Source organism: Natronomonas sp., assembly GCF_028274965.1.
Lineage (GTDB): Archaea > Halobacteriota > Halobacteria > Halobacteriales > Haloarculaceae > Natronomonas.
Window position 1 is genome coordinate 83,600 of sequence record NZ_JAQCNO010000071.1, and the last position, 14,371, is coordinate 97,970.

At 69.8% G+C, this 14,371-nt stretch carries 12 protein-coding genes; 5 read left to right on the forward strand and 7 right to left on the reverse strand.

The features are described 5' to 3' along the window. Positions 1–34: 34 nt before the first annotated feature. Positions 35–1,123, reverse strand: a complete 1,089-nt coding sequence (locus Q0916_RS11690) for a glutamate-cysteine ligase family protein (RefSeq protein WP_299237446.1) — start codon at positions 1,121–1,123, stop codon at positions 35–37. 365 nt (positions 1,124–1,488) lie between these two features. Between Q0916_RS11690 and Q0916_RS11695 the strand changes: the two genes are divergently transcribed. The 4 genes from Q0916_RS11695 to Q0916_RS11710 all read left to right on the forward strand — a co-directional run bounded on the left by Q0916_RS11695 (position 1,489) and on the right by Q0916_RS11710 (position 5,814). After that, a complete protein-coding gene (locus Q0916_RS11695; protein WP_299237447.1) occupies positions 1,489–2,025 on the forward strand; it encodes a CDP-2,3-bis-(O-geranylgeranyl)-sn-glycerol synthase in 537 nt (178 codons plus the stop codon). Between the two features lie 84 nt (positions 2,026–2,109). Next, positions 2,110–3,216: a DUF2157 domain-containing protein gene (locus Q0916_RS11700; protein WP_299237448.1), complete on the forward strand. Its 1,107-nt coding sequence runs from the start codon at positions 2,110–2,112 to the stop codon at positions 3,214–3,216. 75 nt (positions 3,217–3,291) lie between these two features. Continuing rightward, positions 3,292–3,816, forward strand: a complete 525-nt coding sequence (locus Q0916_RS11705) for a DUF5813 family protein (RefSeq protein ID WP_299237450.1) — start codon at positions 3,292–3,294, stop codon at positions 3,814–3,816. Between the two features lie 183 nt (positions 3,817–3,999). Next, positions 4,000–5,814: an ATP-binding protein gene (locus tag Q0916_RS11710; protein ID WP_299237451.1), complete on the forward strand. Its 1,815-nt coding sequence runs from the start codon at positions 4,000–4,002 to the stop codon at positions 5,812–5,814. A 12-nt stretch (positions 5,815–5,826) separates the two neighbouring features. Here the strand turns inward: Q0916_RS11710 and Q0916_RS11715 are convergent, their stop codons facing one another. The 3 genes from Q0916_RS11715 to Q0916_RS11725 form a co-directional block, all read right to left on the reverse strand. Next, entirely contained in the window at positions 5,827–7,329 is a 1,503-nt protein-coding gene (locus Q0916_RS11715) for a sulfatase (protein WP_299237452.1), read from the reverse strand. A gap of 74 nt (positions 7,330–7,403) precedes the next feature. Further along, a complete protein-coding gene (locus Q0916_RS11720; RefSeq protein WP_299237453.1) occupies positions 7,404–8,357 on the reverse strand; it encodes an alpha/beta hydrolase in 954 nt (317 codons plus the stop codon). A 55-nt stretch (positions 8,358–8,412) separates the two neighbouring features. Continuing rightward, on the reverse strand, positions 8,413–9,252 hold the full coding sequence (locus tag Q0916_RS11725; protein WP_299237454.1) for an MBL fold metallo-hydrolase: 840 nt from the start codon (positions 9,250–9,252) through the stop codon (positions 8,413–8,415). A gap of 93 nt (positions 9,253–9,345) precedes the next feature. Here Q0916_RS11725 and Q0916_RS11730 point away from each other — a divergent pair, with 93 nt between their 5' ends. After that, positions 9,346–11,037, forward strand: coding sequence for an aldehyde ferredoxin oxidoreductase family protein (locus Q0916_RS11730; protein ID WP_299237455.1), 1,692 nt, complete (start codon positions 9,346–9,348; stop codon positions 11,035–11,037). Here Q0916_RS11730 and Q0916_RS11735 read toward each other — a convergent pair whose 3' ends face one another. The 3 genes from Q0916_RS11735 to Q0916_RS11745 form a co-directional block, all read right to left on the reverse strand. Beyond that, positions 11,038–11,517: a MaoC family dehydratase gene (locus Q0916_RS11735; RefSeq protein WP_299237456.1), complete on the reverse strand. Its 480-nt coding sequence runs from the start codon at positions 11,515–11,517 to the stop codon at positions 11,038–11,040. A 127-nt stretch (positions 11,518–11,644) separates the two neighbouring features. Beyond that, the gene (locus Q0916_RS11740) at positions 11,645–12,835 is read right to left on the reverse strand and encodes a branched-chain amino acid ABC transporter permease (RefSeq protein WP_299237457.1); all 1,191 of its coding nucleotides are present in this window, start codon (positions 12,833–12,835) and stop codon (positions 11,645–11,647) included. Between the two features lie 12 nt (positions 12,836–12,847). Further along, positions 12,848–14,266, reverse strand: coding sequence for an ABC transporter substrate-binding protein (locus Q0916_RS11745; RefSeq protein WP_299237458.1), 1,419 nt, complete (start codon positions 14,264–14,266; stop codon positions 12,848–12,850). Between the last annotated feature and the right edge of the window lie 105 nt (positions 14,267–14,371).

The following is a 14,371-nucleotide window of genomic DNA, read 5'->3' on the forward strand; positions in this document are numbered from 1 at the left end:
GTACCGTCAGAATTTACCGCTTATCGGCCGCCGGTCAGTCGGTCGTGGCCGCCGCCGCCGTCCGCCGGACGTCCGCCGCGAGTTCCTCGGCGTACCGGAGCCGGAGCCGCCGCGCGTCGGGTTCGGTGAGCGTCCCGTCGGTGGGGAGCTCCTCGGCGATCGGTCGGTACGCCCCGACATCGAAGCCCATCCGATCGAGGTACGCCTTCAGCGCCGCGTCGTCGAGGCCCCGCCGGATCGCCGCCTCGACGTGGGACTCGATCGTCGGAAACGCCGGGAGGACGGTGACGTCGTCGGTCCGGACGCCGACCTCGCCGTCGATGCGGAGCTCCGCGTCGCGGAGCCGCTCGACGACGCCCGCCAGGTCGTCGGCGAGGCGGAGCGCCTGGCTCGGCAGCGTCGTGTCGGGCGATCGCCACTCGACGGTCGGGAACGTCTCTCGGAGTTTGACCGGCACCCAGACGGCGCTCTCGGGGTCGAACAGCGACTCGATCCGCGCCTCATCGACGCCGGCGCGCTCGGCCGCGCGAGCGAAGGCGTCGTAGCCGTCCCGGAGCCGGCGGCGCCACTCGTCGGTGTCGTCGACGTACGGCCACAGCTCCCCCTGTCTCTCGAGGCCGTCGTACGCCGAGCGGTACAGCTCCGAGCGCGCCCCGGGAACGAGGGGGCTGCGACCGGCGTACGGCGAGGAGTTGACGAGCGCCAACGCGGGGTCGAGCGCGGTGAGGACGTTCAGCTGCTCGGCCTCCCGGCCGGGGAGTTGCTCGACGTGGACGTGCGTTCCCGCACACCGCCGCACGCGCCCGAAGGACTCGCCGACGGCGCGCCGTTGTATCCGGGTCCGCTCGCTCGGCAGCTGCTCGATCGGATCGTCGGTCATCGGGGTCGCAAGCGGGACGAGCCCCCGGTCGGAGGACTCCGCGCGGGCCACCACCGCGCCCATTCGTTCGAACAGTTCGGACCCGAGTTCCTCGGTCGTCTCGCAGGGCGTCGTCTTGATCTCCAAGAGCGGTTCGACGAACTCCCGTTCGACCCCGGGGGCGGCGTCGACGAGGTCGCCGGGTTCGGCGAGGCGGCCCTCGGAGTCGATCACCCAGTACTCGAGTTCGACGCTTCTCCGCATCGGGTCCCGGTCGGTCGGCGTCACGGGCGGATCAGCCGAGGCGGTCGGTACCGGGCGCCCGTCGGCCCGCGGTCGCGGGGGCCGACGGCGCCGGAGTCGGGTTCGGTGCCGATCGCGCGGCGTCCGCTCGGTTCCTCCTGCGTGAGTTTGTCACACGAGGCCGGTCGGGTGCCGAGGGTAATAAGTGTTCAGGTATTGTATTATACCTGCTTTCGGACGCGTATCGTGTATTTCGATCCGTAAAATACGGTTGTTCGTTTCGCGTATCTCTCTGTGAGACCACGTTCGGAACCGTCGATCGTCGCGGCGAACGCGCCGCCGGAGCGGATCCCGTCGTTTATCATACCGCCGACCGCAGACGCCGTATGGTCCTCGAAACGGTCGTCGTCGCCGTCTGGGCGATGCTCCCGGCGTACGTTCCGAACAACGTCGCGGTGCTCGCCGGCGGCGGCCGCCCGATAGACGGCGGACGGACGCTCGAGGACGGAACGCGGATCCTCGGGGACGGCAAGACGTGGCGCGGCACCGCCGTCGGCACCGCCGCCGGGATCGGCGTCGCGCTCCTTTTAAACCGGATCAGCCCCCTCGTAGGTGGTCTCGCGCCCGAACCGTTCCCGGTCGTCGCGGCGGTGTCGCTCGCCTTCGGGGCGATGCTCGGGGACGTCCTCGCCTCGTTTCTCAAGCGCCGGACCGGCAGACAGCGCGGGGCCGCCTTCGTCGGCGTCGACCAACTCGATTTCGTCGTGGCCGCGCTCGCGTTGACCGCGGTCGCCGCGACCGGGTGGTTCCTCGAGACGTTTTCGCTCGCCGTCCTCGTCGCCGTGTTCGTTCTGACCCCGGTGTTGCACGTCTCGACGAACGCCGCGGCGTACGCGCTCGGGCTGAAGGACGAGCCGTGGTGACCCGGGGGTCCGACCGCGCCGACGGGCGCCGGACCGCCCGAGGCGGCGACGTGGTTATTTGTCCGCTCCGCGCGACGCGCCGGTATGGACCCCGATGCCCTCCGAGAGGAAGTCGAGACGTGGGTTCGCGACGACCTCATCACCGAAGCGCAGGCGGAAGCAATCATGGCGCGGTACGAGACGGCGGACGGCGGCGATCGCTCGCGGGCCGTCGTTGCGCTGTCCGTCGTCGGGGCCGCGCTCGTGTTCGTCGGTGTGACGCTGTTTTTGGCGACCAACTGGGAGGACCTCCCGAGGCTCGCGCGGGTCGCCGTGCTGGTCGCGGCCCCCGGGGGCGCGTACGCGGGCGGGATCGCCGCCTACCGCCGGGCGTTCGACCGGGTCGGGCTGGCGTGCTGTCTGCTCGGGGCGTTGCTCGCCGGGCCGTCGCTGTTCTTGCTGGCCGATCTCTCGGCGGCGACCGTCGCCGAGGCGTGGGTGCTCTTGGCGTGGACGGCGATCGCGCTCCCGAGCGGCCACGCGCTCGGATCGCGGGTCGGCGTCTGGATCGGCCTCGCGGTGCTGGCCGCCCTCGTCGCCGAACTCGCCGCGCCATCCGACCCCGTCGTGCCGGTCGCCGCGCTCGGCGTCGGGCTGTTCGCCGTCGGTCGGCTCCGGACCGACCGGGTCGGGCGGGCCTACGGGCTCGCCGGCCCGGCGCTCGCGCTCCTCGGGGCGCTGGCGCTGACGCGGGTCGAGGGGCGGTACGCGGGGTTCGACCTCGGTCCGACGGCCGTCCTCGTCGCGACCGCCGCCGCCGCGGTCCTCGGGGCCGCGGTGCTGTTTCATCGACGCGACCGCATAGGCGGCGCGTGGGCGGCGGCGGCGATCGGCTGTGTCACGGCGGCGGCGGCGCTGGCGCTCTCGACGCCCGATCGGCTCCCGGAGACGGTCGCGTTCGTCGGCGCGCACCTCTCGGCGCTCGGCCTCGTCGCCGCGACGGGGTACCTCGGCTACCGCAGCGGGTCCCGGGACCGCATCGATCTCGCGGTGCTCGCCGCGCTCGCACAGACGGTGTCGTTCGTGGCCTCGACGGTCGTCGACGCCCTGTCGGGGTCTGTTGCTCTCGTCGTCGCCGGCGTCCTGTTGCTCGGGGCCGGGGTCGCGATCGAGCGCGGCCGGCGGACGCTGTTGCGGCGCCTCGAGCGCTGAGAGACGGCGCCCCGTCCGGAAGCGCCGCGGGCGGTCGCGGGGGGTTTTTCAACGCGACCCACGTACGTATGGCCGATGAGTGAGGACACGGCGCTTCCGGAGCGGGCCGCCCGGCCCTTCGAGCGCCACGACGCGTTCGAGCGCAACGGCGAGTGGTTCGAGGTCACGACGACGCGGTTCGACGGCCGCGCGAGCGCCGAACCGGCGGCGGGGCGAGCGATCGCGTACACCGTCGAGGTGCGGGCGCCGATGCTCTCGGCGGCCGTCGAGGGGTCCGTCGGACCGGCCGTCGAGGACGGCTGGTTCGAGACGTACGAGCGCCGCCTCGAGGACGCCCCGATGGCCGTCCGGGGCGAACTCTCGCTGTCGGAGCAGCGCGTCGTCGAGGAAACCGGCGACGCGGTCGCTGTCTTCGGGTTCGAGCTCGAAAACGCCGACCGGGCCCCGGACGTGATCAAGGCGATCGCCGAGTACGTCGAGGGCACCTACGTCGAGGGGGTCGTCCCCGGGTACGACTACGTCCCGCCGGTGTCGTCGCTGCTCTCGCGGGCGATGCGGACCGGCGGCGGCGGTCGGGACGAGCGCGACACGTCGCCGTGACCGACCGCTTCGACGGAGCCGACCACCGATCACCGATCGTCGGTCGGCGTCGATCCGGACCACTCGCCCTCTGAACGCGCCGTGGGCCGTCGGGTGTAGCGGTGAGCGCGGTGACTCACCCGCACGGGGCGGGCCGTCCGGGGGACGCCGGGGTTTTTGTCCGATCGCGCCGAGCGTTCTCGTATGTCAGATCTGGGCGATTTCGCGAACCACGATCCCGACGACGACGAGGACGCGCCGGCGTCGTCCGGGAGCGCCGACTCCCGGGGTGAGACGGCGGGGTCGTCGGAGGACTTCGAGGCGGTTTCGGTCGCGCCGGCCGGGTCGGACCGGGGGATCGGGACGCTGTCCGCCTCCGAGGGGCTCGTCATCAGCGAGCGCGAGGACGACACGCGGCTTCGGGCGTACGTCACCGTCGAGAACCGCTCGTCGGTCCGCATCGGGAGCTACCTCGTCGCGTCGTATCCGGACGGCGAGCGGCTCTTCTGTCGGATCGTCGCCTTGGAGTACGCCCAGGAGTTCCGCTCGGACGACGCCACGGAGATCCACGCAAAGCGGGCGATGCGCCGCGAGACGGTCGACGAGCAGGACTACAAGTTCATCGCAACGCTCGAGCCGGTCGCCGTCCTCTACGACGACGGCGGCGGGCTCAAACGCCGGATGACCGATCGGGTGCCGAAGCCCGAAACCGTCGTCAGGCAGGCCGAGGACGACGACGAGATCAAGACCGGGCTGAAGATCCCGGAGTCAGGGGTCTTTCTCGGGCACCTCGCGGTCGGGGGCGAGACGGTCCGGACGGCGGCGAGTCCGCCGACGATCGACTACCGGCTGAAGGACGACTACGAGGCCGGCGATCCGCTCGTGTTCAGACACACGCTCGTCGCGGGCGGCACGGGATCGGGCAAGACCCACGCGGCGAAGAACGTCCTCCGGCAGTACCTCGCCGACGGGAGGCGGTACCCGACCGAGGACGGCCGGACGATCGCGCCCGCGATCGTCCAGTTCGACCCCCAAGACGAGTACGCCCAGATGCACGACGACAACCCGGGGATCGACGCCGACTACGAGCGCCGCCTCGAGCGCGAGGGGATCGCCCACGGCGGCGTCGAGGACACGAAGGCGTTCGTCCCGAAGGTCGGCGCGGCGAGTTACGCCGCCGCCCACCACGGCGCGGAGCAGATCGCGTTCACGATCCCGTTTTCGATGGTCCACGACAACCCGTGGCTCGTCGCCGGAGGCGGGCTCAACGACAACCAGTACGGCGCGCTCGTCGGGGTGTTGTTGCCGCAGTTCGAGAAGCAGTACGGCGCGGACGGGACCTACGAGCAGTTCGCGGCGTTCCTCGATGACCCTGCGCTCAGAGAGGAACTCGACGAGTCCGGGCGGGTACACGAGGCGACGTTCGACGCGGTCCGGCGGCGGATCAGGGGGTTCGACGGGGTGTTCGATCGGGACGCGCCGCCGATCACCGAGCTCGTTCCGGAGTTCGTCCGGCCCGGCGGGATCACGACGGTCCCGACGTACCACATCAACGACTCGCGGGCGACGACGACGGTCGTCCTCGCGGTCGCGTCGCTTTTGATCGACGAGAAGCTGTCGAACGACCCCGAGTTCGACCGGATCAAGCGGACGCCGCTGGTGATCGGGATGGACGAGGCCCACAACTTCCTCACCGACGCCGACAGCGTACAGGCGACCCGCGTGATCGGCAAGTTCGCCGAGGCGGCAAAGCAGGGCCGCAAGGAGCGACTCGGGCTCTTTTTGATCACCCAGGACCCCCAGGACATCGCCGACCCGATCTTCAAACAGATCAACACGACGGTCGTGCTCAACCTCGGCGACGAGGAGGCGATCAAGGCCGTCAACATCCCCTCGAACCTCGAGGGCAAGGTGCCGTACATGGAGAAGGGCCAGATGGTCGTGTACTCGCCGGACAACTCCGAGCCGGTCGAGTTGATCGGGCTCTCTGAGTGTCTGACCGGACACGGCCGGAACTGACCGGCGGAGCCCTCACTCGAGGTACCCGAGCTCGCGGAGCCGCCGCCTGACCGACGCGTTCATTTCCGAGCGTCCGTCGGGCGGCGATCGGCGCCCCGCCGCACCCTCGGAGCGTGCGGCGATCGGACTCGCGGCGGTGCGCGCCTCGAACCGCTCGAGCGCGGCCGACAGCTCGCGGGCGATCGACCCCTCAGTACCGATCGCCGTCCGATCGCCGCCCTCGCCCCGGCGGTAGGCCTCGTCGGGGAACCGCTCGTTGCGGACGTACGTGGCGTCGGGCCGGCGGACGGCGCCCATTCGCGAGTCGAACCGCGAGTCCGGGTCGATCTCGACCCCGGCAGCCGTCGCCTTCGCGTCGAGTTGTGCCCGCTCGATCTCGGGGCGGTGGTACTCGACGAAGCCGCACTCGCCGTCAGGGATCGCCCGACCCGCGGAGAGCAGCGACCGCTCTGGATCGAACGGGCGGCCGCCGACGCGGTCGGCTGCCCCCGTCGCGGCCGCGCTCTCGAGGACCGTATCGTAGAGATCGAGCAACTCGACCGTCCGGCCGACGCGCCCGGCGCCGAGATCCGGGTGCTTCAAGAACAGCGGCACGGCGACGAGGGGGTCGTACACCGCGAACTCGTGGCCGTAGAGGCCGAACTCGCCGTGGAGCTCCCCGTGGTCCGCACAGACGATCACGACGGTGTCGTCCCACCGCCCGGTCCGTCGCAGCCACCCGAACAGCCGCCCGAGTTCGGCGTCCGCGTGGCTGATCTCGGCGTCGTAGAGCCGCCGGATCGCGTCGAACTCCGCCTCAGAGACGTTCCTCGCGCCCGCGTTGTACTCTTTTGAGTTCTGACAGACCGCGTCCGGGTCGACGCCCGGGGCGAACGCCTCGCGGTACGGGCGCGGCGGGTAGTACGGGAGGTGCGCGTCCATCAGGTTACAGAAGGCGAACCACGGGGCCTCGGCGTCAGCGATGAACGCCCGGGTCCGATCGATCACCGCGGGGGTCCTCGAGGCCGTTTCGCTCGCCGCCAGACGCTCGTGAACCGCGTTGCCCAACCCGACGAGGCGGTCGGCGAGCGGCCGGAGTCGACCGTCCGCGAGGCGTCGCCAGACCGCGGCCGCCGCCGACGGGACCGTCCCCGGAAGCGCCTCGAAGAAGCTGTCGTGGTCGTCGAACCCGGCCGTCAGGCGGGTGTAGGGCGTGATCCAGGCGTTCGACGAGTAGCACGCGCTCCGGTATCCGGCAACCGAGAGCGCCTCGGCGAGCGTCGTGGCCCCCTCGGGGAGGTGCGGCGACTCCTGTGTCGCCCCGTGATCGGAGGGGTACCGGCCGGTGAACATCGACGCGTGGCTCGGCAGCGTCCAGGGGGCCTGCGCAACGGCGTTGTCGTAGACGACCGCCTCCTCGGCGAACGCCTCAAGCGTCGGCGTGGTGGGGCGGTCGTGCCCGTACGGCGTCAGGTGGTCCTTCCGGACGGTGTCGAGAACGACGAACAGGACGTTTCGGCCGCCCTGGCGGGGCATGGTCCGTGTCTTCGCGCCGGGGGACAAGAAACGGACGGATCCGGCCGGCGGCGTCGCCATCGGAGCCCGCCGGCTCAGGCGTCGGTGGCGGCCCCCGACTGGAACGCCTCGACGGTCTCGTACAGCGCCTCGCGGCGGTCTTCGAGGTGGACGAAGTGCGTCCCGCCCTCGATTTCGGCGTAGACGGCCGCGTCGTCCGGGACCGACAGCGCGTCGTACACCGACAGCGCGTCAGCCCTGGTCGCGGTCGGATCGAGCGACCCCCGCACGACGAGCGTCGGGACCCGGATTGCCGCGGGGTCGTAGGGGCGTTCTCCCGCGGCGGCCGCCGACAGGTCCGCGAGCGTCCCGTTCGGCGCGACGATGGCGTCTTTCCCATCGACGCCCTGCCCGGAGGCGGCGAGCGAGTCCCAGAACGCCTCGAAGACGGGGTCTTCCTCGGCGGTCCCGCCCCTGATCGCCGCCGCCGGCTCGGTCGGGACCTGGTCGTTCCACCGCGAGCGCGCCTCGGCGCGGGTCAACTCGCGCGTCGCCCCCGGGTCGTCGGGAGCGAGCCCCTCCAACAGCGACTCGTCGGGGTCGAACACCGGCGCGTGAAGCGTGACCGAGGCGACCTCGGGGGCGTCCGGGCGGCCCAGGAGGGCCCCGGAGATCATCGTCCCCCAGGAGGTCCCGACGAGGTGGACGGGGCCAGAGGCCCGCTCGCGGACGGTCCCGATCGCGGCCGCAACGTCGGCGGTCGCCTCGGGGAGACGCGAGGGCAGCGGCTCGTCCGGTCCGACCGTCTCCGGCGGGCGTTCGCTGTCGCCGTACCCGCGGACGTCGACGGCGAAGGCCGCCTTGCCGGCGCCGGCGACCCACCGGAGCCACGAGCGTTCGGGGGCGCCGATCGGGTCGAACGCGGCGCGGCCGGCGTAGGTGGCACCGTGGACGAAAAGAACCGCGCCGTCGGGGTCGTCCGGGGACCGCTCCCGGAGGTTGATCGTGACGCCCTCCGTCGGCTCGATGCGGTGCGTTTCGGTGCGCATACGCCCGCTTCAGCCGACGGTTCCCTAACGGTTTCGGCGAGCGCCGCCGGTCGGGTCAGCCCTCGAGTGCCAACAGGACATTCGAGGGGCCGACGCGGTACGAGCGCGCGGGCCCCCAGTCGGTCTCGACCGTCTCGTACTCGCGCTCGCCGGCGGCGATCTCCCGGAGCCCCTCCGAGAGGTCCTCGACGATCGAGAGGTCCTCGCCCGAGATCGGTTCGTTGTGGCTCGTTGCGAGCGTGTCGAACGCGCCCCGGTCGCACAACCCGCGGATCCGAGCGAGCGAACCGACGTACGCCTCGAGGTCACAGCCCTCGAACATGACGTAGAGATCGCGGTCGACGTGGATCACGTCGCCGCCGTACAGCGTCGCCGTCGCCGGATCGAGGAGGCCGATCTGTCCGGGGGAGTGCCCCGGGAGTTCGACGACCTCGAGGGCGCGGTCGCCGAGATCGAACGGCTCGTCGGTCGGCATCTCGCTCGCCGCGGCGGGGTCGATCGCGTACTCCGTGGGGTCGAACCCCGCGGGAAGTTCGTAGCCGCGGTCACTCCAGCGCTCGATGAGCGCCGCCGGGCGGTCGAGGAACTCCTCGGAGAGGCTGTCGATCCGGACGCGCCCGTCGGCGGGCAGCTCGGCCGAGGCCACGCGGACGTCCTCGAACTGCGACGCCGCCCCGATGTGGTCCCAGTGGGTGTGCGAGAGCACGAGCGTGACGGGCGTGTCGACGAGCCCCTCGGCGAGCCCGCGGAGGTCGCCGATTCCGGCCCCGGCGTCGAGGAGGACGGACCGCGATTCGCCCTCGATGAGAAAACAGCCGTAGCCGCCGGCCTCATCGATGCGGTAGCTCCGGTCGTTCAGCCGCGACACGTCGTACCACTCGTCGGTCGCGTTCATGCGACCCGGTACTCCGCCGACGCCCAAAAACCGCAGGTCCGACCGCGGGCGGCGTATCAACACTTATACTCGTCGCTGAACAGTCCTTAGTGTATGCTACACGGCACCGGACCGCTGTTGACGATCGATCTCGCCGGCGCGGCGACGACCGAGACGGACATCGAAGCGGCGCAGCGACGGTACATCGGCGGTCGTGGGCTCGGGACCAAACTCGCACACGACCGGATCCCGTTCGACGCGGACCCGCTCGGACCCGACAACCGCCTGTTTTTCACCACGGGGCCGATGCAGGCCTCGCAGATGAGTTTCACCGGCCGGATGAACTGTACCGGCGTGTCGCCGCTGACCGACGGGCTCCTCTCGTCGAACGCCGGGGGGTTCATGTCCCGGAACTTCGCGGACACCGGCTACGGCGCGGTCGAGTTGGCGGGGGCCGCCGAGGAGCTGACGATCGTTCACGTCCGGGACGACGGCGTCGAGTTCGAGGCCGTTCCGGATCTCGCGGGCGCGACCGTCCCGGAGACGTCGGCGTACCTCGAGGACGAACACGGCATCGAGAGCGACCAGACGGCGATAATCGGCCCCGCGGGCGAAAACGAGGTCCGGTTCGCCTCGATCATGACCACCGAGGAGCGGGCGTTCGGCCGCGGCGGGTTGGGCGCGGTGATGGGCGCGAAGAACCTCAAGGCCATCACGGTCGGCGGGGACTCCGCGCCGGAGATCGAGATCCCGGCGACGCAGGCGGAGATCCACCGCGAGGCGGCGACGGACGACCACATCATGAAGCGCCAGGGGACGGTCTCCGTGATGTCGCTTGCGAACGAACTCGAGGGGCTGCCCTCGTACTACTTCTCGGAGCGCTCCTTCGAGGGCGTCGAGGGGATCAACGGCGAGGCCGTCGAGGAGAAGAAGTACAAGAAGGGGACCTGCTCGGCCTGCGCGTTCGCGTGTAAGCTCCCGACGAAAGACGAGGCGGCCGGTGTCGAGACCGAGGGCCCCGAGTTCGAGGTCGCGATGGCGTTCGGCTCGAACTCCGGCGTCGACGACATCGTCGAGGTGATGAAATCGAACGAGCTCTGCGACAAGTACGGGTTGGACGCCATCTCGGCCGGGAACACGGTGGCGGCGTACCTCGCAAGCGAGGACGCCTTCGGCGACACCGAGTTGATCCACGACCTCGTCGGGAAGATCGCCCGCCGCGAGGGGGTCGGCGACACGCTCGCCGAGGGGATCGACCGCGTCCACGACGAGTTGGGCGTCGAGAACTGGTCGGTAAAGGGGATGGACTTCGCCGCCCACGAGGGGCGCGTCCTCAACGGGCAGGGGCTCTCGTACGCCGTCTCGAACCGCGGTGCCGATCACATGTACGCCACGTTTTACTCCGTCGAGTACCCCCTCGTCGACGCCGAGGAGGCCGTCGATCCGGAGGGCACACTGGGGAAGGCCGACGTGCTCATCGAGCGCGAGAACCTGATGGCGCTGAACGACAGCGGCGTCGTCTGTAAGTTCTCCAGGGACTACATGACCCCGGAGCGGTACGAGGCGCTGTTCGGGGCCGACTTCGAGGAGCTACTCGAGGTCGGTGCCAGGACCGTCACCCTCGAGAGACACTTCAACAACCGGCGCGGGTTCGACGCCGCCGACGACACGCTGCCGTACGACCTCCCGGACCTCGAGGCCGGCATCGAGGAGTACTACGACGCCCGCGGGTGGGACGACGGCGTCGTCCCCGACGCGGCGCTGCCGGACGACGGGACGGCCGGCGCTCGGGCGGGGTCGGACTGATCAGGCGTCGGTGTCCTCGGGGTCGGTGTCTACACCGCGTCGGCGGACGATGTTGTACGAGTGGACGGTCAACACGTGGTCGGTTTCGGTGTAGGTCCGTCGCTGGAACTCGACGTAGCCGCGGTCCTCGCGGCTCTCGGATGGCGTCGTTTCGACGACCTCGACTTCGATGCGCAGCGTGTCCCCCGGGCGGACCGGTTCGTGCCACTGGAGGTCGTCCATCCCGAGTCCCCCCATGTTCCGTAGCTCCGGCCCGGCGTTGACAAAGCCCGTGACGAACAGCCGAACCGACAGAGAGAGCGTGTGGAGCCCGCTCGCGACGAGGCCGCCGAACATCGAGTCCGCCGCGGCCTCCGGGTCGGTGTGGAACGGCTGGGGGTCGAACTGCTCGGCGAAGGAGACGATCTCGTCGGCGTCGATCGTGTACGCGCCGGCCTCGTACTGATCGCCCACGTCGAGATCCTCGAAGTACAGCGACATACGACCCTCGTAGGACCGTCCTCGGCTTGTGTCTTTGGCCGCGGCGGGCGGAGCCGTTTCGCTCCGGGGCGCGGGCGGCGAAAAGAGAAAAACGGGACCCGAAGGTCGTCGCGTCGGCCGCGGGCGGTTAGCCGCCGACGCTGCGGATCTTCTTTCCGAACAGCGAGACGTACTTCGAGACCGTCTCGCCGAGCAGCGCGGTGACGCCCGAGGGGCCGTCCTCGGAGAACCGCACGCCGGCGACGGCCAGCCAGGCACGGAGGCGGTTGATGCCGCCCGCGACCCCGTTATCGAGGAAGAGGACGACGATCAACAGCAGGATGCCGAAGCTGAGCTGCCAGTACGACTCCAACAGCGGGAACTGCCGGATGGCCCACCGGAGGTACTCGTAGGCGAAGGCGCCGAACGCCGGCCCCAAGAAGGAGTAGGGGCCGCCGATGACCGTCATCAGGACCGGCACCGCCGAGAACGACCAGTGGGCGTGGGACTCGGGGGTGACCGAGCCGCCGAGCGAGATCAACAGCGCGCCGGCCAGCCCGGAGAACGCCCCCGAGATAATGAACGTCACCCACTGGTGGTGGGTCACGTCGACGCCGAGCGCCCGGGCCCGTTCGGGGTTCTCGCGGATCGCCTTACACACCATGCCGAACGGCGATCGGACGATGCGCCAGAGGGCGTACATCCCGAGCGAGACGACGAACAGCGCCAGGAAGTAGTAGTGGAACGGGTTGACCAGGCTCACCAAGGGGAACTCGAAGCCGAACACGTCCATCTGGCCCATGAGGAACGTCAGGCCGTCGGACTCGTTGCTGAAGTTTCCGTCGCCGATGCCCGCGGCGCCGAGCAGTCCGCCGATGGTGTCCTGGAGGAACACCACGTAGATCGCCATGCTGAACGCCAGCGTGATGAGCGCGAAGTAGATCTCCGTGAGCCGCACCGAGAGGTAGCCGATGACGACCGCCACGATCGTCGCGACGACGACGCCGATGACGAGCGCCAACAGCCACGTCACAAACGGTGCCACCCCGCCGAAGATGCTCGCAAAGCCGAGTGCGGGCGCGACGACGCCGATCGTCTTCGCGACGCTGTAGCCGGCGACGGCGACGAACATCGCGTGTCCGAACGAGAGCAGCCCGGTGTAGCCGTACAGCAGGTTGAACGCGGTCGCGAACAGCACGAAGATGACCGTCCGCGTCAGCAGCGACGTCTGGAACCCGCCGAGGAAGAACGGCGCGGCGAGCAACAGCGCCGCCACTACGATGACGGCCACCGAGGTCGTTCCCGTTTGTGCGAACCGTTCTCTGAATGCGTAGCTCATTGTGCCCTCCTGTTAGAGGCCCGGCGGGAGTTCGCTCCCCTCGAGCAGGTCGGTCGCCGTGTCTCGATCGAGCGTGTACGTCTGGGTGTTCACCTGGCCCGCGCCCTCGTAGGGGACGTCCGCGTCGAAGGACGACTCGCCGATCACGCACGGCGCGTTCGCCTGGTGGTGCGTGGAGTCAAGCGTGGTCGCGCCCCGGGGGTCGTCCTCGTAGGTGTAGCCCTCCATGAAGCTGATGATGTCGTCGGGGTTGGTGCTGCCGGTCTCCTCGATCGCGTCGGCGTAGATCTGGATCGCCGCCCACGTGCTCCCGCCGGTGAAGGTCGGGTACTCGAGGACGTTGTCGTCGTCCGCGTAGGTCTGCTCGTAGAAGTCGACGAAGTCCTGGTCGGTCTGCGTGTCGTACGAGCCCGGCCAGTACCACCCGGAGTAGTGGACCCCTTCGGGCATCGTGTCGCCGATGGCCTCGAAGTTCGTCCCGTCGGCGCCGATGGTGTCGTAGACGTCGACGACCTCGTCGAACAGCCCGGCCTCGGCGGCCTGGGTGGTGAACGTGACCGTATCGCCCGCCCAGAAGCTCGTAAAGAGGAGGTCCGGGTCGGCGTTCTGGACGTTCGTGATCTGGGGCGTCATGTCGCCCGAGCCGAGTTCGGGGAACTGCGACTCGACGACCTCGTAATCGAAGCCGAGCCCGTCGAGGTACGCCTGGAAGTACTCCCAGGTCTGCTGTCCGTACGCGTAGTCCGGCCCCATGTTCGCGATGCGGGTCACCTCGTCGCTGTAGTTGTCGACGGTGAACTGCGCGAGGGCGTACGTCATGTGCGACGTGTTGGAGTTCGTCCGGAACAGGTTCGGGATCCCGGCGGCCTCGCCGTCGCTGTTGTAGTAGTCCCCGTAGGTCTCGGTGTCGTGTTCCGTGATGAACGGCGTCCCGATGTCGGTCAGGGTGACCGGGATGCCGAGTTGTTCCCACGTCGGGCCGGTGTTCAGCGTGACGCCCGAGGAGGTCATCCCGAGCAGGACGTCGGCGCCGTACTCCTGGGCGAGGCTCCGGACCTGCGCCTGTGGATCGTCGCCGTGGTCTCGAACCTGGATCTCGAGGGGACGGCCGTTGACGCCGCCGTTTTCGTTTATCGAGTCGACCGCGGCTTCGGCCGCTGCGGCCGACCCGGCGCCGAGCGCCTCGGCGAGCCCCGAGAGGAGGTACGTCGCGCCGATGCGGATCGGCTCGCCGCTCGGTCCGTCACCGTTGCCGTTACCGCCGCCACCGTTGCCGCCGCCGTTGCCGCCACCGCCGTTTCCGTTTCCGTTGCCGGAACAGCCGGCGAGAGAGACAGTTGCACCGGCGCCCGCGGCGGTCAGAAAGCCCCGTCGGCTGAATCGGTTCGAAAGACCGTCGTTGTCGTGTGATCGCTCACCATGTTCAGACATGACTACTACCCGCTGATGGACACCAGGGTAATAAATGTTGTTTTACATGTAAGCAGACGACTAACGACGATCGCCGCGGTATCGGGCGAAAGACCGGTTCTGTGA